General features: G+C 76.4%; 16 protein-coding genes. 8 read left to right on the top strand and 8 right to left on the bottom strand.

The genetic code is table 11. The features are described from left to right. Positions 1-74: 74 nt before the first annotated feature. Both ACZ4MO_RS09970 and ilvA read left to right on the top strand, forming a co-directional pair. Positions 75-1,385 (top strand): AI-2E family transporter, encoded by a 1,311-nt coding sequence (locus ACZ4MO_RS09970; protein WP_175009077.1) that lies wholly within the window; start codon positions 75-77, stop codon positions 1,383-1,385. Then, complete coding sequence (gene ilvA, locus ACZ4MO_RS09965; RefSeq protein ID WP_175009078.1) at positions 1,382-2,647, top strand: threonine ammonia-lyase; 1,266 nt, start codon at positions 1,382-1,384, stop codon at positions 2,645-2,647. Before ACZ4MO_RS09970 ends, ilvA begins: the two co-directional genes overlap by 4 nt. 87 nt (positions 2,648-2,734) lie before the next feature. On the opposite strand, the gene greA is transcribed toward ilvA, so the two are convergent. Further along, on the bottom strand, positions 2,735-3,217 hold the full coding sequence (gene greA, locus ACZ4MO_RS09960; RefSeq protein WP_021483866.1) for a transcription elongation factor GreA: 483 nt from the start codon (positions 3,215-3,217) through the stop codon (positions 2,735-2,737). A 321-nt stretch (positions 3,218-3,538) separates the two neighbouring features. Beyond that, complete coding sequence (locus ACZ4MO_RS09955) at positions 3,539-3,973, bottom strand: DUF4307 domain-containing protein (protein WP_074807826.1); 435 nt, start codon at positions 3,971-3,973, stop codon at positions 3,539-3,541. 208 nt (positions 3,974-4,181) lie between these two features. Here ACZ4MO_RS09955 and mca point away from each other — a divergent pair, with 208 nt between their 5' ends. The 3 genes from mca to ACZ4MO_RS09940 are packed head-to-tail and all read left to right on the top strand — an operon-like array spanning position 4,182 to position 6,330. Further along, entirely contained in the window at positions 4,182-5,123 is a 942-nt protein-coding gene (gene mca, locus ACZ4MO_RS09950) for a mycothiol conjugate amidase Mca (protein WP_074807824.1), read from the top strand. Then, complete coding sequence (locus ACZ4MO_RS09945; protein WP_175009079.1) at positions 5,120-5,521, top strand: hypothetical protein; 402 nt, start codon at positions 5,120-5,122, stop codon at positions 5,519-5,521. Before mca ends, ACZ4MO_RS09945 begins: the two co-directional genes overlap by 4 nt. Before the next feature lie 2 nt (positions 5,522-5,523). Further along, on the top strand, positions 5,524-6,330 hold the full coding sequence (locus ACZ4MO_RS09940) for a carbon-nitrogen hydrolase family protein (protein WP_255437251.1): 807 nt from the start codon (positions 5,524-5,526) through the stop codon (positions 6,328-6,330). A 20-nt stretch (positions 6,331-6,350) separates the two neighbouring features. Here ACZ4MO_RS09940 and trhA read toward each other — a convergent pair whose 3' ends face one another. Further along, the gene (gene trhA / locus ACZ4MO_RS09935; protein WP_175009081.1) at positions 6,351-7,124 is read right to left on the bottom strand and encodes a PAQR family membrane homeostasis protein TrhA; all 774 of its coding nucleotides are present in this window, start codon (positions 7,122-7,124) and stop codon (positions 6,351-6,353) included. A gap of 267 nt (positions 7,125-7,391) precedes the next feature. Here trhA and ACZ4MO_RS09930 point away from each other — a divergent pair, with 267 nt between their 5' ends. From ACZ4MO_RS09930 to ACZ4MO_RS09920, 3 genes are all read left to right on the top strand, one after another. Then, positions 7,392-8,153 (top strand): isoprenyl transferase, encoded by a 762-nt coding sequence (locus ACZ4MO_RS09930; protein WP_043655243.1) that lies wholly within the window; start codon positions 7,392-7,394, stop codon positions 8,151-8,153. 41 nt (positions 8,154-8,194) lie between these two features. Further along, the gene (locus ACZ4MO_RS09925) at positions 8,195-8,749 is read left to right on the top strand and encodes a MarR family winged helix-turn-helix transcriptional regulator (protein ID WP_342779585.1); all 555 of its coding nucleotides are present in this window, start codon (positions 8,195-8,197) and stop codon (positions 8,747-8,749) included. A gap of 122 nt (positions 8,750-8,871) precedes the next feature. Beyond that, positions 8,872-10,074: a glycerate kinase gene (locus ACZ4MO_RS09920; RefSeq protein ID WP_175009082.1), complete on the top strand. Its 1,203-nt coding sequence runs from the start codon at positions 8,872-8,874 to the stop codon at positions 10,072-10,074. Positions 10,075-10,116: 42 nt separating this feature from the next. Here ACZ4MO_RS09920 and ACZ4MO_RS09915 read toward each other — a convergent pair whose 3' ends face one another. The 5 genes from ACZ4MO_RS09915 to ACZ4MO_RS09895 form a co-directional block, all read right to left on the bottom strand. Beyond that, the gene (locus tag ACZ4MO_RS09915) at positions 10,117-11,325 is read right to left on the bottom strand and encodes an AAA family ATPase (protein ID WP_175009083.1); all 1,209 of its coding nucleotides are present in this window, start codon (positions 11,323-11,325) and stop codon (positions 10,117-10,119) included. 101 nt (positions 11,326-11,426) lie between these two features. Beyond that, positions 11,427-11,834 carry a RidA family protein gene (locus tag ACZ4MO_RS09910; RefSeq protein ID WP_021483739.1) on the bottom strand — a complete coding sequence of 136 codons (408 nt, stop codon included), beginning with the start codon at positions 11,832-11,834 and terminating at the stop codon, positions 11,427-11,429. A gap of 46 nt (positions 11,835-11,880) precedes the next feature. Continuing rightward, positions 11,881-13,245, bottom strand: coding sequence for an alanine racemase (locus ACZ4MO_RS09905; RefSeq protein ID WP_175009084.1), 1,365 nt, complete (start codon positions 13,243-13,245; stop codon positions 11,881-11,883). Positions 13,246-13,297: 52 nt separating this feature from the next. Beyond that, positions 13,298-14,959, bottom strand: a complete 1,662-nt coding sequence (locus ACZ4MO_RS09900; protein ID WP_175009085.1) for an amidohydrolase family protein — start codon at positions 14,957-14,959, stop codon at positions 13,298-13,300. Next, positions 14,956-16,737: a beta-N-acetylhexosaminidase gene (locus tag ACZ4MO_RS09895; protein ID WP_255437252.1), complete on the bottom strand. Its 1,782-nt coding sequence runs from the start codon at positions 16,735-16,737 to the stop codon at positions 14,956-14,958. The genes ACZ4MO_RS09900 and ACZ4MO_RS09895 overlap by 4 nt, the downstream gene beginning before the upstream one ends. Positions 16,738-16,834: the final 97 nt, after the last annotated feature.

Here is a 16,834-nt window from a genome sequence, read left to right as displayed (position 1 = left end):
AGATCCTGCGCACACCGGGCGGGCTCGCCGTGCGCAGGGGCGCGCGGCGGGTTCCGCTCCCCTAGGGTTGCGCTGTGAGCGCGCAGACGGACCAGCACAGCACCCCCGACCCGCTTCCTCCCGCGCGTCCCGGCGCCGCAGCCGTGCCCGACGCCGTGCGCTCGGCCGCCGCGTGGTCGTGGCGCCTGCTGCTCATCGGCGCGGCGATCGCGGCCGGGCTGTGGGTCGTGACGCAGCTCAAGGTGATCGTCGTGCCGATCGCGGTGGCGCTGCTGCTCACCGTGCTCCTCACGCCGGTCCAGCGGTTCTTCCGGCGGCACCTGCGGATGTCGCGGGGCCTCGCGTCGGGCGCCGCGCTCATCGCGCTGATCGTCGTGGTCGCGGGGCTCATCGCCATCGCGGGGCAGCAGATCGTCAGCGGGTTCCAGGACCTGCGCGACCAGGCGGTCGAGGGCTTCGAGCAGTTCACGAACTGGCTCGCCGACGGCCCGCTCGGCCTCGACTCGACCACGCTCTCGCACTGGCTCGACCAGGCCGGGACCGCGGTGTCCGAGAACCAGGACTCGATCGTCTCGGGCGCCCTGGGCGCGGCCACGACCATCGGCCACGTGCTCGCCGGGGCCCTCATCGCCCTGTTCTGCACGTTCTTCTTCCTGCTCGACGGCCGCTCCATCTGGTCGTGGGTCGTGGGGCTGCTCCCGCTGCGCGCCCGCGACCGCGTGCACCAGGCCGGCCGCCGCGGCATCGTGACCCTCGCCGCGTACACGCGCACCCAGATCCTCGTCGCCGCGGTCGACGCGGTCGGCATCGGCGTCGGCGCCGCGTTCTTCGTGCCGTCGCTCGCGCTGCCGCTCGGCATCCTCGTCTTCGTCGGGTCGTTCATCCCGATCGTCGGTGCCATCGTCACCGGGTCCATCGCGGTGCTCGTCGTGCTCGTCGCGCAGGGCTGGGTGCAGGCGCTCGTCATGCTCGGCATCGTGCTGCTCGTGCAGCAGATCGAGGGCCACATCCTCCAGCCCTTCCTCATGGGGCACGCGGTCTCGCTGCACCCCGTCGCCGTCCTGCTCGTCGTCGCGGCGGGCAGCTTCGCCGCGGGCATCGTCGGCGCGCTGTTCGCTGTCCCGATCGCCGCGGTGCTCAACACGGTGGTGCTCTACCTGCACGGCCACGACAAGTTCCCCGAGCTCGGCACCGACGACCGCGTCGTCGTGCGCGGCAGCCCGCAGCCGCCCGTCATCGCGCGCGCCGAGTCCGACCTCGACGACACGAGCGCCCGCCGCCCCGGTCGCCGGGCGCACGACGCCGGCGGCTCGGCGGTCGTCGAGACGCAGGACGCGGGCGTCGCCGACGCACCGGGCGAGGGCACGCCGGGAGAGGCGCGGTGACCTCGGGTCCCGTGCCCGTCCCGCTCGACGACGTCCGCGACGCGGCCCGCCTGCTCGACGGCGTCGCGTACCGCACGCCGGTCCACACGACCCGGGCGATCAGCGAGGCGGCGGGCGTCCAGGTCCTCCTCAAGTGCGAGAACCTCCAGCGCGCGGGGTCGTTCAAGGTCCGCGGCGCCTACGTGCGCATGGCGCGCCTGAGCGCCGACGAGAAGGCGCGCGGCGTCGTCGCGGCGAGCGCGGGCAACCACGCCCAGGGCGTCGCGTTCGCCGCGGGACTGCTCGGCATCCGGGCCGTCGTGTACATGCCGGTCGACGCCGCGCTCCCCAAGGTCGCGGCGACGCGCCAGTACGGCGCCGAGGTCCGGCTCGTCGGCGCCGACGTGGACGAGACGCTCGCCGCCGCGCGCGCCGAGGCCGACCGCACGGGCGCCGTGTTCATCCACCCGTTCGACCACCCCGACGTCGTCGCGGGCCAGGCGACCATCGCGCTCGAGATCCTCGAGCAGGTGCCCGACGTCCGGACCGTCGTCGCCCCGCTCGGCGGCGGCGGGCTCGTCGCCGGGCTCGCCGCGGCGTTCGCCCAGGCCGCGCCGCACGTGCGCGTCATCGGCGTGCAGGCGGAGCGCGCCGCCGCCTACCCGGGCTCGCTCGCCGCAGGGGCGCCGACGACGGTCCGGCTCGCCGGGACGATGGCCGACGGCATCGCCGTCGGGACCCCGGGAGCGGTGCCGTTCGGGATCGTCGCGCACCACGGCGTCGAGGTGCGGACGGTGACCGAGGAGGAGATCTCCCGCTCGCTGCTCATGGTCGCCGAGCGCGCCAAGCTGCTCGTGGAGCCCGCCGCAGCGACGGGCGTCGCGGCCCTGCTGTCGGGGACGGCCGCCGTCGACGCGGGCGCGGCTGACCCGGTCGAGGGGCCGGTCGTCGTCGTGCTGTCCGGGGGGAACGTCGACCCGCTCGTGCTGCTGCGGGTCGTGCGGCACGGCCTCGCCGCCGCCGGCCGGTACATCCAGCTTCAGGTGCTGCTCGACGACCGTCCCGGCGCGCTGGCGCGCATGCTCGAGGCGATCGCGGCGAAGCGCGGCAACATCATGCACATCGACCACGACCGCACGGACGTGGGCCTCGCGATCGGAGAGGCGTGGGTGCGCATGCAGGTCGAGACCAAGGGACCCGAGCACTGCGACGAGCTCGTCGCGCACCTGCGCTCCGCGGGCTACCGCGTCGAGCGCAGCGACGGCGGCTCGCCGCGGGTCTGACGAGAAGCGAGAAGTGGCCCCTCCGACACGTGTCGGAGGGGCCACTTCTCACGTCTCGCCCGGCGGCATGCGGCTGCCGGGGGCGCGTCAGCCCTCGAAGGGCTTCGCGGCGGTGATCTTCACGGCGATCTCGTTGCCGTTCGGAGCGGTGTAGCTGGTCTCGTCGCCGACGGTCTTGCCGTCGATCGCGGCACCGAGCGGGGACGTCGGCGAGTACACGTCGAGGTCCGTCGTGCCGGCGATCTCGCGCGAGCCGAGGAGGAACGTCATCTCGTCGCCCGCGACGACGGCCGTGACGACCATGCCGGCCTCGACCTTGCCGTCGTCCGGGGGCGTGCCGATGCGCACGTTGCGCAGCTTCTCGGTGAGCTCGCGGATGCGGGCCTCGTTCTTGGCCTGCTCCTCGCGGGCGGCGTGGTAGCCGCCGTTCTCCTTGAGGTCGCCCTCGTCACGGGCGGCGGCGATGCGCTCCGCGATCTCGGTGCGGCCCTCGCCGGACAGGTGGGCGAGCTCGGCCTGCAGCCTGTCGTGCGCCTCCTGGGTCAGCCAGGTGACGGTGGTGTCGGTCACGGTTCGCTCCTTCCTTTCCATGGTTCGACGGTCGCGCCGGGCACGGCCGTGCAGGTACGGGCAGCCGGGGCGCGTGCTCACGCGAGCGCCTGCCTGCCCGGGTCGGTGACGCTGCCCGGGTGGCAGCGCGGAGGACTGGTTCCCGCCGGACCGCCGGGTCGCCCGGTGGTCGGTCGCCTGTCACGAGCGCCGGCCGCGGGCCGCACGCGGTCGGGTGCGGGAATCCCTCAGGATAGCAAAGCACGAGGTGCCGACGGCGCGGGCCAGGGCGGCGCGAGGGCCGAGCGGCGCAGCGGCCGGGCCGCACGACAGCAGGGCGGCTCAGGGAGCCGGGCGGCAGGACTGGACGATCCCCGTCGTGGCGAGCTCCGACGTCGCGACGCTCACGGTGTAGCGGGACTCCGTGACCTCGACGGGGCCGACCGTGACGTCGACCGTGCCGACCTGCGCGTAGCTCTCCGCGAGCGCGTCGAGGGTGCAGGTCGCCGTCGTCCCGGGGTCCATGTACACCTCGAACGTGACGTCCACGCGCTCCGGGCTGACGACGGTGTACCCGAAGTCCTTGAACCGCACCGGTTCGTTCGCGTAGCGCATCCCGATGACGAACGTGATCGCGAGCCCGACGACCGCGACGAGCACGATCCCGACGACGGCCAGGCGCCGACGGCGCTCCGTGGGCTCGGGTCCGTACCGGCCCGCCGGGGGGCGCAGGGGCGTGCTCGGGCTGGGCTGCGGGGCGGTGGTCTCGTTCGTCATGGTGCGGTCCCGTGGTCGGTGCCGCCGCGCCCCGGTCGCTGCCCTGCGGAGTGCCGGCGGTGACCGGCGGTTCGTCAGGTGTGGGCGCGGTGGTGGATCATGTCCTCGACCCATCTTCGCAGAGCCCCGGCCCTCGTCGTGCACCCACGGCGTCCCGTGCCGCGTCCCAGGCCGCGCGAGGAGACGTACGACGCACCCGGGAGGACCAGTGGCCGAACCCGCGGCCGGATCGACCACCCACCGCGAGCAGCCGGAGACGCTCCGTCTCCTGGCCGTGCACGCCCACCCCGACGACGAGTCGAGCAAGGGTGCCGCGACGACGGCGCGCTACGCGGCCGAGGGCGTGGACGTGCTCGTCGCCACGTGCACCGGGGGAGAGCGCGGCGACATCCTCAACCCGAGCTTCGGCGAGGGTCCGGCGGACATCGAGGGCATGCGCGCCCTGCGCCGCGTCGAGATGGCCGCCGCCGCGCGCGCGCTCGGCGTCCGGCAGCAGTGGCTCGGGTTCGTCGACTCGGGGCTGCCCGAGGGCGACCCGCTGCCGCCGCTGCCCGAGGGCTCGTTCGGCCTCGTGCCGCTCGAGGAGGCGGCCGCGCCGCTGGTCGAGCTCGTGCGCGAGTTCCGCCCGCACGTCGTCACGACGTACGACCCGTCGGGCGGCTACCCGCACCCGGACCACGTCATGTGCCACCGCGTCGCGTTCGAGGCGTTCCACGCCGCGGGCGACCCGGAGCGCTACCGCCGGGAGGGCGGCGCGGCGCCCTGGTCGCCGCTGAAGCTGTACTACAACCACGACTTCTCGATGAACCGCATCCGCACGCTCCACGAGGCGATGCAGGGCGCGGGCCTGGAGTCGCCGTTCGGCGACTGGGTCGAGTCGCGGTCCGCGCGGGAGATCCCCGAGCGCGAGGTCACGACGCGCGTCCACGTGGCGCGCTACTACGCCCAGCGCGACGCCGCACTCATCGCGCACGCGTCGCAGATCGACCCGGACGGCTTCTTCTTCGCGATCCCGCGCGACCTCGAGGTCGACGTGTGGCCGTTCGAGGAGTTCGAGCTCGCGGAGTCGCGCGTCCCGACGGACCTGCCGGAGGACGACCTGTTCGCGGGCGTGCGGGAGCTCGTCGCGGGCGAGGAGGTGGCCTCGTGAGCGCGGCGCCCTTCCTCGACGTGCCGACGCTCGCGGGCGGCCCGGGCTGGGCGGCCGACGTCGTCGCGGAGACCGCGACGCCGAGCCCGTCGGACGACCCGCTGCGCGAGGACCTCGACCCGAACGACGTGTCGCCCGGCCTCGTCGGGTTCCTCGCGATCTTCGCCGTCGCGGTCGCGACCGTCGCCCTGTTCTTCGGGCTCTCGCGCCAGCTCCGGCGGATGCGGCGCAACGCCGACGCGCAGGGGATCGGCCCTGACGGCCCGGTCGGCGCGACCACCCCGGAGACCTCTGCAGGCGCCGGTCCGGACGGCGCGACGCCGGGCGGCTCCACGCCCGACCGCGGCACGCCGGACGGGCGCGGCCCGGCCGGCAGCGGTCCGGAGCGGCAGGACTGACCGTGGCGACGGGCGCCCGCGTCACGATCGGGCAGCTCGAGGTCTCGGCCGACCACGCCGCGAACCTCGTGACGGTCGGTGCCGCGTTCCGCGAGGCGGGGCGCGTGGGCGCCGACCTGCTCGTGCTGCCGGAGTACGCCGCGGCGTTCGACCCGCGGGGCACCGGCGCCGAGCACGCCGAGCCTCTCGACGGGCCGTTCGTCGGCACGCTGCGCCGCCTCGCGCGCGAGCACGGCGTGGCGGTCGTGGCGGGGACCCTCGTGCCGGGCAGCGCGCCCGGCCGGGCGGTCAACGTCGTCGTGGCGGTGGACGCCGCGGGCGAGCTCGTGGGCACGTACCGCAAGGTGCACCTCTACGACGCCTTCGGTCACCGCGAGTCGGACCGGCTCGACGCGGGCGACCCGGCCGCCCCGCCGCTCGTCCTGGAGGTCGGCGACCTGACGTTCGGCGTCATGACCTGCTACGACCTGCGCTTCCCGGAGAGCGCGCGGCGCCTCGCGGACGCGGGCGCCGACGTGCTCGTGGTGCCGGCCGCGTGGGCGGCGGGCGAGCTCAAGGCGGACCAGTGGCGCACCCTCGCGCGGGCCCGCGCGATCGAGAACACCGCCGTCGTGCTCGCCGTCGGGCAGGCGGGCCGGGGCGTGACCGGGCGCTCCCTGCTCGTCGGCCCCGACGGCCAGGTGGGCCTGGAGCTCGGCGAGCGCGCGGAGCTGCGCAGCGCGGACCTCGCCCCGGCCGCGCTGGCCGCGGTGCGCGAGCGCAACCCGTCGCTCGCGAACCGGCGCTACGTCGTCGTCCCGAAGGACTGAGCCCGCGCCCGGGAGGGCGCTCAGCGCGCGGCGAGCGCCGCGAGGAGGATCGCGGCGTAGTGGCACCCGTAGCCGACGACGGTGAGCACGTGGAAGATCTCGTGGAAGCCGAACCAGCGGGGGCTGGGGTTGGGCTTCTTGATGCCGTAGACCACGGCGCCCAGCGTGTAGGCGAGGCCGCCGACCGCGACGAGCCAGACGATCGCGGGGCCGTTCGTCGTCGTCCAGAACTGGGGCATGTAGCCCACCGCGACCCACCCGAGCGCGACGTAGACGGGCACGTACACCCACCGCGGGGCGTCGAGCCACAGGATCCGGGCGAGGAGGCCGAGCGCGGCCCCGCTCCACACGATCGCGAGCAGGATCGTCGCGGTCCGCTGGGGGAGCAGGAGCACGGCGAGGGGCGTGTAGGTGCCCGCGATGATGAGGAAGATGTTCGAGTGGTCGGCGCGGCGGAGCACGCCCGCGACGCGGGGCGACCACGTGCCGCGGTGGTACACGGCGCTCGTGCCGAACAGGAGGCACGCGGTGAGGCCGAAGACCGCGGTCGCCACCTTGCCGGCGACGGGCGGCGCGACGACGACGAGGACGATGCTCGCGACGAGCGCGAGCGGGAACGTCCCGGCGTGGATCCAGCCGCGCAGGCGCGGCTTGACGACCTCGGCGACCTTCGCGACCGCGTCGCCCACGTTCTCGCGGACGGAGTCGAGCGCGTCGGTGCCGGGTGCGTGCGCCGGGCCAGGGTCGGCGGGCGGCGCGCTCGGGGTGCGGTCGCGGTCGGTCGGTCGGTCCACGACGTCTCCTCGGGGTGATGAGTCCGGGCACGGAAAGGGCGGTGCGGGGGCGCCCGCACCAACCTACGCCATCGTAAGTTACGGCAACGTAGGTTTGCGACCTGCGCCCCCGTCCGGTGTGAAGATCCTGGGCAGGGGCGTGCGGACCGGTCCCGGGCCGCCGGACCGGGCACGGACGAGCGGTAGCGTGTGCGGGTTCGGCCCGAGCGCCCCGCACCGGGGCGTGCCCGCCGGGCGTCCCCGTCCGCCCATCGCCGAGGAACCAGCGTGCGCCTGCCCCGCCCCGTCTACGGACTCTACGAGCGTCGCCTCGCGGCGACCCTCTCGCGCGAGAGCGTCCCGCGCCACGTGGGGGTCATCCTCGACGGCAACCGGCGGTGGGCGCGCTCGTTCGGGGAGTCGACGGCGACCGGCCACCGCCGGGGTGCCGACAAGATCACGGAGTTCCTGGGCTGGAGCGAGGACCTCGGCGTGGAGGTCGTCACGCTGTGGATGCTCTCGACCGACAACCTGTCACGGTCGCAGGAGGAGCTGTCGGCGCTGCTCGACATCATCGAGGACGCCGTGCGCGACCTCGCCGAGACGGGCCGCTGGCGCCTGCGGGTCATGGGTCGGCTCGACCTCCTGCCCGAGCGGCTCACGGCGGCGCTGCGCGACGCGCAGCAGCGCACGGCCGCCGTCGACGGGCTCCAGGTCAACGTCGCGATCGGCTACGGCGGGCGCCACGAGATCGCCGACGCCGTGCGGTCGTACCTGCGCGAGCAGGCCGCCGCGGGCGCGCGCCTGCAAGACCTCGCGGAGAACCTCGACGTCGAGCACATCGAGGAGCACCTCTACACCAAGGGCCAGCCGGATCCGGAGCTCGTCATCCGCACGTCGGGCGAGCAGCGACTCGGCGGCTTCCTGCTCTGGCAGAGCGCGCACTCGGAGTTCTACTTCTGCGAGGCGTACTGGCCCGACTTCCGTCGCGTCGACTACCTGCGCGCGCTGCGCGCGTACTCCCAGCGCGAACGTCGGCTGGGCCGCTGACCGGCCACCCGGCGGGTAGGGTCGATGCGAACGCATCGAACGTGACGACCGAGCCGTCCGGGGGCGACATGACGCAGCAGCACGCCGACGACGCGGGCCCCGAGCCGGGCCCGGGGAGCGCGCGCCTCGCCGTCGAGACCTGGGAGTCCCTCTTCCGCGCCCAGGTCGCGGTCATGCGGCGGCTGCAGTCCGACCCGGTGTGGGACGGCCTGACCCTGCGCGAGTACGACGTGCTGTTCTCGCTGACGAAGGGCCCCGAGGACGGGATGCGGCTGCGCGACCTCAACGCGTACATCCTGCTCAGCCAGCCCTCGCTGAGCCGCATGGTGGAACGGCTCGCGGCGCGCGGCCTCGTCGAGCGGGCGACCCCGCCGGACGACGCGCGGGGCACGCTCGTCCGCCTCACCCCGGCGGGTCGGGACCTCCAGCGCACGACCGGCCGCGCGCACGCCCGCGCCATCGCGACGTACGTGGGCGGCGCGCTCGACGACGACGACCTCGCGACGCTCGGCGTGCTCCTCGAGCGGCTGCGCGCGGCCCAGCCGGACATCCCGGACGCCGTGCCGGGACGGGACGCGAGCACCCCGGGCGACTGAGCCCTCGCCCCTCGGCTCGCCCCGCACGCCGGGCGCGCACCCCGCGCGCTGTGGCGCGGAACACGTCCGGTCCGTCCCTTCCGCTGCGGGCCGTCGCGCGCCGGCCTGCCTAGGATGCGAGCGTGTCCTCAACGCCGAGCACCACCCCGAACCCCGTCCCCGGGCCCCGCGTCGACGGCCCGCTGCGCGTCGTCGTCGCACCCGACTCGTTCAAGGGCAGCCTGAGCGCCGCCGACGTCGCGCGCGCCGTCGCGACGGGCGTGCGCAGCGTCGTCCCCGACGCGGAGGTCGTCGAGCTCCCCATGGCCGACGGCGGCGAGGGCACGCTCGAGGCCCTGCTCGCCGTGTGGGGCGTCCCGGCCCGGGAGGTCTCCACGGTCGACGCGATCGGCCGTCCCCGCGCCGCACGGTACGGGGTCTCGGCCGACGGCCGCCTGGGCGTCGTCGAGCTCGCCGAGGCGAGCGGGCTGCCGCAGGTGAGCGACGTCGCGCTCCAGCCCCTGCACGCGCACACCCGCGGCACGGGCGCCGCGGCGGCCGCTGTGCTCGACGCGGGCGTCGACGAGGTGATCGTGTGCCTCGGCGGCTCGGCGTCCACCGACGGCGGCGCGGGCATCCTCACGGGCCTCGGCGCGCGGCTCCTCGACGCCGACGGCGTGCCCGTGCCCGACGGCGGGGAGGGCCTCGCGCGGGTCGCGCGGCTCGACCTGGCCGGCCTGCACCCGCGGGCGCGCGAGGTCCGCTGGCGCCTCGCGGTCGACGTCACCAACCCGCTGCACGGCGAGCGGGGCGCGGCGCACGTGTTCGGGCCGCAGAAGGGGGCCCAGCCGGCGGACGTCGCGTTCCTCGACGACGCGCTGCGGCGCTGGGCGGGAGTCCTCGTGCAGGAGACCGGCGTCGACGTGGCGGAGCTCGCCGGCGCGGGCGCCGCGGGCGGCGTGCCCGCCGGCATGGTCGGCGTCCTCGGCGCCGAGCTCGAGCCGGGCGCGCGCCTCGTCGCCGAGGCGATCGGGCTGCCCGCCGCGGTCCACGCGGCCGACCTCGTCGTCACGGGCGAGGGGTCGTTCGACTCGCAGTCCGTCAACGGGAAGGTCGCGGACGCGATGGGCGCCCTCGCGGCACAGGCACCGCACCGCCCTCCGGTCGTCGTGCTCGCGGGCCGGGTGCTGCTGCCCGCCCACCAGGCGCGCGAGGCCGGGATCGCCGCGGCGTTCAGCATCGCGCCCGGGCCCATCGCGCTCGACGAGCTGCTCGACCGCACGGCGTCCCGCCTCGTCGACCTCGCGGCGTCCGTCACGAGCCTGCACGTCGCGTCGCGGCGCTGACCGCCGCCCTGCCCGGGCCGACTCCCCGGGGAGGTGCCGCTCTCAGCGCTTCGGCCAGCTCCAGGCGGGCTGGTCGAGCAGCCCCTCGCGGCCCGCGACCGTCGTCTCGCCGAACGGCGACCGCACGAGCTCGACCTCGACGAGCTCGTCCGCGCCGGGCAGGCCCGCCGGGCCCGACGCGGCCGCGTCGCGCAACGCCTCGACGAGCGGCGGCGCGTGCGTGACGACCACGACCTGCGTCTCGCGACCCGCGGCGTGCACGAGCGCGCCGAGCGCGGGCAGGAGGTCGGGGTGCAGGCTCGTCTCCGGCTCGTTGAGCACGAGGAGCTCGGGCGGTCGCGGCGAGAGCAGCGCGGCGACGAGGAACAGGTAGCGCAGCGTCCCGTCGCTGAGCTCGGCACCGGTGAGCGGCCGGAGCAGCCCGTCCTGGTGGAAGGTGACCTCGAACCGGCCGTCGTCGGCGTGCACCGCGAGCCGGCTCCCGGGGAAGGCGCGGGCGACGGCGTCGTCGAGCTCGTCCCCGCGCCCCAGGTCGCGCACCGTCTCCAGCGCCGCGGCGAGGTCCGCGCCGTCGTGCGCGAGGACGGGCGTGCGGGTGCCGAGCTGCGGCGAGCGCGCCGGGGCGTCGGCGTCGGTGCGCAGCTGGTCGTAGAAGCGCCACGACCGCAGGCGCTCGCGCACCGCGACGACCTCGGGTGCGCCCACCGGGTCGACGAGCTCGGTGAGCACGCTGTCGAAGGGGCGCAGGCGCGCGGGTGAGGACTGCCAGCGGCCCGCGTCGTCGCGCACGCGGACGGCCGGCCCGCGCCGCTCGACCTGGAGCGTCGCGGGGCGCGGGACCGGCCCCGACCAGACGGTCTCGACCTTGATCTCCGGGTCGAGGGCGAACGCCGACCCCGGGTGCTGCGGCAGGCCGAGGTCCACCGCGTATCCGAGGTCGTCCGGGGTGGCCCCCGCGAAGCCGAGGCGCAGCGCGGCGGGCGCCGTGCGGCGCGTGCCCTGGACCGCGCCGCCCCCGCGCGCGGCCCGTCCGCCTTGCTCGGGCCCGGCCCAGAGCGTCGACCGCAGCCCGCCCTCGCGGGCCACCGCCCCGACGGCGCCGCCCAGCGCGCACCCGGACAGCAGGCGCAGCGCGCGGTACAGGCTCGACTTGCCCGTCCCGTTCGCCCCGGTCACGACCGTGAGCCGCCCGAGCGGCAGCACGAGGCTCCGCAGCGAGCGGTAGCCCTCCACCGCGATCGTCGCGAGCATCGGTCACCTCCCGCCCGGCACGCTACGCGCCGGGTCCCACGCGGCTGCCCGGGGGACCCGGCGCGGTGCGCGATGAGGCGGCGGCGTGCCGCGCGGCGGGGTCAGTCGGTGATCGCAAAGGCGTCGATCTCGACGAGCATCTCCTCGCGGGGCAGGCCCGTGAACACCGTGGTGCGGCTGGGGAGCACGCCCTTCGTGGTGTGCTGCGCGACGAACGCGCCGTACGCGTCGTTCATGATCGGGAAGTCCTCGCGCTTCGTGAGGTAGACGCGGAGCATGACGACGTCGTCGAACGTGGCGCCGGACGCCTCGACGATGGCGCGCACGTTCTCGAGCGTGCGCGTGGTCTGCGCGGCGACGTCACCGGGGTAGAGGTACTCGTTCGTCGCCGGGTCGACGGGGCCCTGGCCCGAGACCTGGACGAACGGTCCCTTGCGCACGCCCTGGTGGAACGTGTGCGCGGGGGCCGGGGCGTCGGGGGTGGAGATCGCGGTCTTCTCGGTGGTCATGCGGGGTCCTCTCGGGTGCCTGGGTGTCTTGTGGGGTCGGGGTGGGTCAGAGGTCGATCGTCGCGAGGTCCACGACCTCGTCGCCGCGCACGACGGCGGCGACGCGCCACCGGTCGAACGTCGTGCAGGGGTGGGAGATGCCGAAGCCGACGACGTCGCCCGGGCGGACCTGGGCGGTCGCGGGGCCGGTGGTCGCCTCGCCCGCGTCGAGCGCGAGGTAGAGGTGCTGGTCGTTGAGCGCGGTGACGCGCGTCCCGGCGAGCTCGCGCGGGGCGAGCCAGCCGTCGTCGGACTGCGAGCGCAGCCAGAGCGCGACGGGCAGGTCGATATCGAACGAGACGTCGCGGCGCCCGACGCCGCAGATCGCGAGCCCGGGCTCGGGGACCGAGAGCACCTGCCCCCAGACCGTCGCGGCGCCGCGCAGCGGCTCGACGCCGGGGAGGCGGCCCCAGGGGTCCGTGCGCGAGTAGAAGCCGTGGTCGTGCGTGACGTACGCGCCCGAGCGCACGACGACGCGAACCTCGACCTCGGGCCCGTCCGGGCCGGGGACCGGGCCGGGCAGCCCGGCGAGCACGACGTCGAGGAACGAGCTGCCGCCCGCCGACAGCACGAGCGGCTCGTCCACGCCCGCGAGACCCTCGCGCACGAACGCGGTGCCGAGCGTGCGCAGGTCCTCGCACCAGGCGGCGACGGCACCGAGCTCGTCGGCGCTCGTGCCGCCCGCGACCGAGCCCTCGTACCCGGTCGCGCCGAGCAGGCGCAGGCCCGACGCGCGGACCGCGCGCGCGAGGTCGAGCGCCGCGGCGGTGCTGCGGACGCCGGTGCGCCCGCCGGGGACGCCGAGCTCGACGAGGACGCCGAGGCGCGCGCGGACGGCGGCCGGGGCGTCGGCGAACCCGCGGGCGAGCAGGTCGACCCCGTGCGGGGAGTCGACGCACAGCCACACCTCGCCGTCGTCGCCCGCGGCCTCGGCGCGCGCCAGGTCGTCGCGCAGCCACGCGATCTCGCGCGGGTCGAGCAGCTCGTTGGCCAGGAGCACGCGCGGCACGCCCCAGTCGCGGACGGTGCGCAGCTGCGACGGCGTCGCGACCGTCGCGCCCCACGCCCCGGCCGCGGCCTGGCGCGCGTAGAGGGCGCGCGACATCGTCGTCTTCACGTGCGGCGCGTGCTCGACCCCGCGCTCGGCGCACACGCGCGCGACGGTGCGGACGTTGTGGTCGAGCGTCGCGTCGTCGAGCGTGAGCAGCGGCCAGGAGAACGCGCCGTCGGTGACGCGCGGCGAGCCCGCGAGCACGTCCCCGACGGTGGTCTCCGCCGGGAGCCGCAGCCCCTTGGTCCGGGGCCCGACGACGTCGCGCGCCCAGGGGCGGTCGGGTGCGGGGCGCGCGGCGTCGGGCGTCGTGCCGGTCATGGGGTCCTCCTCGGGGACGGGGCTCTCGTGCTGGACGGGGGCAGGGCGCGGGTCACGCCGCCGGTGCGCCCGGACGCAGCGGGCGGCCCGGGAGCGCGTCGGTGAGCGCGCCGTCGCGCAGGACGCGCACGCCCGCGACCAGCACGTCGTCCACGCCCGACGCCGGGCGGCGCGGGTCCTCGTACGTCGCCTCGTCGCGCACGCGGTCGGGGTCGACGAGCGCGAGGTCCGCGACCGCCCCCGGGACGACCGCGCCGCGCCCGGCGAGCCCGAAGCGCGCGGCGGGCCGCGCGGACAGGTGCGTGACGGCGTCGTGCCACGTCCAGTCCCCGAGCGTACGCACGTGCTCGGCGAGGAAGCGCGCGAACGCGCCCCAGCCGCGCGGGTGGGGGCGGCCGCCGCCCCCGACCGGCGCGTAGATGGCGTCGGACCCGCCGACGTGCGCGGGGTGGCGCAGCAGGGCGCGGACGGACTCCGGGGAGTTCGTGGGCGGCTGGGCGAACACGCACGACGCGCGCAGGCGCGTCGCGACGAGCAGCCGCACCGCGGTCTCGGCGAGGGACAGCCCCAGGCGCGCCGCGACGTCGGGCAGCGTCCTGCCCTCGGTCCACGACAGGTCCTCGACCGGGCCCGGCGCGGCCCCGGCGGCGGGGCCGGTCGGGACCGCGGCCATCGTCACGCGCGGCCACAGGTCGGCCAGGTGCGGGAAGTGCTCGCGGTGCAGGCGCTCGAGCACCGCGGGGTCGGCGAGCGCCGCGACGGTCGCGTCGACGTCTGCGATGGGGAGCCAGGTCGGCAGCGAGACCATCGACAGGATCGAGCAGCCGCGCAGGTACGGGTACGAGTCGAACGTGACGTCCAGGCCCTCGGCGTGCGCGTCGTCGACGTACCCCAGCAGCTCCGCGGCCGGGCCGTGGTAGTGCGAGACGTGGGTCGCGACCCCGGAGGCGCGCGCGACGCGCACGAGCTCGGCGAACGCCGGCCCGGCCCGGTCCTCGTAGCCGCGCATGTGCGACACGTGAGGAAGTCCTCGCGCCGCGAGCGCGCGCGCGAGCGCGACGAGCTCGGCCTCGTCGGCGTACGTCGCGGGGACGTACTCCAGGCCGGTCGACAGGCCGAGCGCGCCGTCGTCGAGCGCGGACGCGAGCAGCGCGAGCATGCGGTCCGTCTCGGCGGGCGTCGCGGGGCGCGCGGCGGCGCCGAGCACCGCGTAGCGGAGCGTGCCGTGCGGGGCGAGGTAGCCCACGTTGACGCGCGTCGTGCCGTCGTACGTGGCGAGGAGGTCGCCGACGGACCCGCCGCGGAACGTCGGGTGCTCGCCGTTGATCGCCGCGAAGTACCCGCTCGCCCAGGCGGCGGCGTCGTGCAGGCGCGACGCCGCGGGCCCGCCGTCCACCGCCTGCGCACCCGGGCGCGGCGAGGGCGCGTAGGACACCCCGTCCTGCCCGACGACGACGCTCGTGACGCCCTGGCGCAGCATCGCGAGCTGCACGTCGTCGTGGAGCACGGCCGCCTCGCCGTGCACGTGCGCGTCGACGAACCCCGGCAGCAGCAGCCTGCCGTCCGCGTCCAGCACGTCGACACCGGCCGGAGCGGTCGCCGCGGCCGGTGCGACGCCCTCGACCCGGCCCGCGCGGACGGTGACGTCGACGGGGGCGGAGGGGCCGCCGTCGGGCAGGACGAGGCGCGCGCCGCGCACCACGAGGGCGCTCATGCCGGGCCCCCCGTGTCCTCGTCGCGACCCTCGACCCAGCCGCCGACGCCGCGCAGGCCGCCCGCGGCGAGCTCCTCGGCGCGGTCGCGCGGCCAGCCCGCGACCCCGGGCCGGGTCTGCCACGGGTGCGGCCCGTCGAGCGGCCGGTACTCCACCCCGGCCGCGTCGAGGCGCGGCAGGTGGTGCGCGACGAGGCGCTCGCGGAACGCGCGCGCCGCGGGGGACCCGGGGGAGCGGTCGGCCTCGGGCGACCACATGACCTCGGCGAACGCCGCGAGGCGCGGGAACGCGGCGTAGTCGACGCGGCGCGCGGAGTCGAGGTGCTCGGACCAGAGCTCCGCCTGCCCGCCGAGCAGCGCGCCCGGCGCGGGAGCGGTGGCGGGGCCGGCTGCGGTACGGGCTGCGGCGCCCGCGAGCTCGGCCGGCAGGGGCTCGAACGCGTACACGTCGTCGAGCGTGGTGAGGAACCCGACCGGGACGGGCTCGTCCGGGGTGTCGCCGCCGCGGTGGTCGAGGTACACGACCTGCTCGGGGGCCATGACGACGTCGTGGCCCGCCGCGAGCGCGTCCGCGCCCACGGCCCAGCCCCGCCACGACGTCACGACGACGTCGCGCGGGAGCGCGGGGCCGAAGGCCTCGTCCCACACGACCGCCCGGCGCCCGCGGGACGCGACGTGCTCGGCGAGCCGCGCGAGGAACCAGCCGTGCAGCCCCCCGACGTCGTCGAGCCCGAGCGCCTGGGCGCGCGCGACGATCGCGGGGTTCTCGCGCCACAGCGTCGTGGGCACCTCGTCGCCGCCGATCGCGACGAACGGCGCGTCGAAGATCTCCAGCACCTCGTCGAGCACGTGCTCGAAGAACGTCAGCGACTCCTCCGACGGGTCGAGCACCTCGGTGCTCACGCCCCACGTGGTGCGGACCTCGTGCGGCCGCTTGCGCGTGCCGAGCTCCGGGTACGCGGCGACCGCCGCCTCCACGTGCCCGGGCGCGTCGATCTCCGGGACGACGGTGACACCGCGCTCGCGCGCGTACGCGACGATCTCGCGCAGGTCGTCCTGGGTGTAGAAGCCGCCGTGCGGGCGGCCGTCGGCGACCCCGGCGCGCCAGGTGCCGAGCCCCGACTCGCGCCGCCACGCCCCCACCTCGGTGAGCCGGGGGTAGCGCGCGATCTCGACGCGCCACCCCTGGTCGTCGGTGAGGTGGAGCTGGAGCACATTGAGCCGGTGCGCCGCCGCGAGGTCGACGAACCGCAGCACGTCGGTCTTCGGCAGGAAGTGGCGCGCGACGTCGAGCAGCACGCCGCGCCACGGGAACCGGGGGTGGTCGGTGACCGCGACGTGGCGGAGCGCGAGCGTCGCGCGGCCGCTCGCGCCCGGCGCGGCGGGGGCGCGGCGGAACGCGGCGGGGCCGGCGAGCTGGCGCAGGGTCTGGGCGGCGGCGTGCGCGCCGTCGAGGTCGGCCGCACCGACCCGCACACCGTCCTCGTCGACGAGGAGGCGGTAGCCCGACGGCGGGAGGTCGCCGTCGAGCGCGAAGACCACGGACGGGGTGCCGTCGGCGGGGACGGCGCCCGGAGGGGCGGGCACGAGGTCGAGGCCGAACGCGTCGTCGGTGACGCGCCGCCACCAGCGCGCCGCCGGGTGCAGGGCGGGGTCCGCGACGACGGACGTCCCGTCCGCGACGACGGTCGTCCCGGCGCCGGGCTCGAGCGACACGGGGGCGGGGAGGATCCCGGCGGGGTCCGCCGTGGACGAGGTGGGCACCTTTTGGAAGGACACCGAACGAGCCTAGCGGTCCCGCCCGGTGCGCTCCTACCCGACCGGCGCTCGCGTGCCGCGCCCACCTCCTCCGCCGGGACACGGGGTGGGCGACCGG

This window comes from Sphaerisporangium cinnabarinum (assembly GCF_055567015.1).
This window is presented reverse-complemented; position numbering and strand designations above follow the sequence as displayed.

Excerpts from the sequence above, each read along its gene's own strand:
- ACZ4MO_RS09905 (WP_175009084.1), bottom strand. The coding sequence starts at position 13,245 with ATGACCGGCACGACGCCCGACGCCGCGCGCCCCGCACCCGACCGCCCC.
- ACZ4MO_RS09910 (WP_021483739.1), bottom strand. The coding sequence starts at position 11,834 with ATGACCACCGAGAAGACCGCGATCTCCACCCCCGACGCCCCGGCCCCC.
- ACZ4MO_RS09915 (WP_175009083.1), bottom strand. The coding sequence starts at position 11,325 with ATGCTCGCGACGATCGCGGTGGAGGGCTACCGCTCGCTGCGGAGCCTC.
- ACZ4MO_RS09900 (WP_175009085.1), bottom strand. The coding sequence starts at position 14,959 with ATGAGCGCCCTCGTGGTGCGCGGCGCGCGCCTCGTCCTGCCCGACGGC.
- ACZ4MO_RS09955 (WP_074807826.1), bottom strand. The coding sequence starts at position 3,973 with ATGACGAACGAGACCACCGCCCCGCAGCCCAGCCCGAGCACGCCCCTG.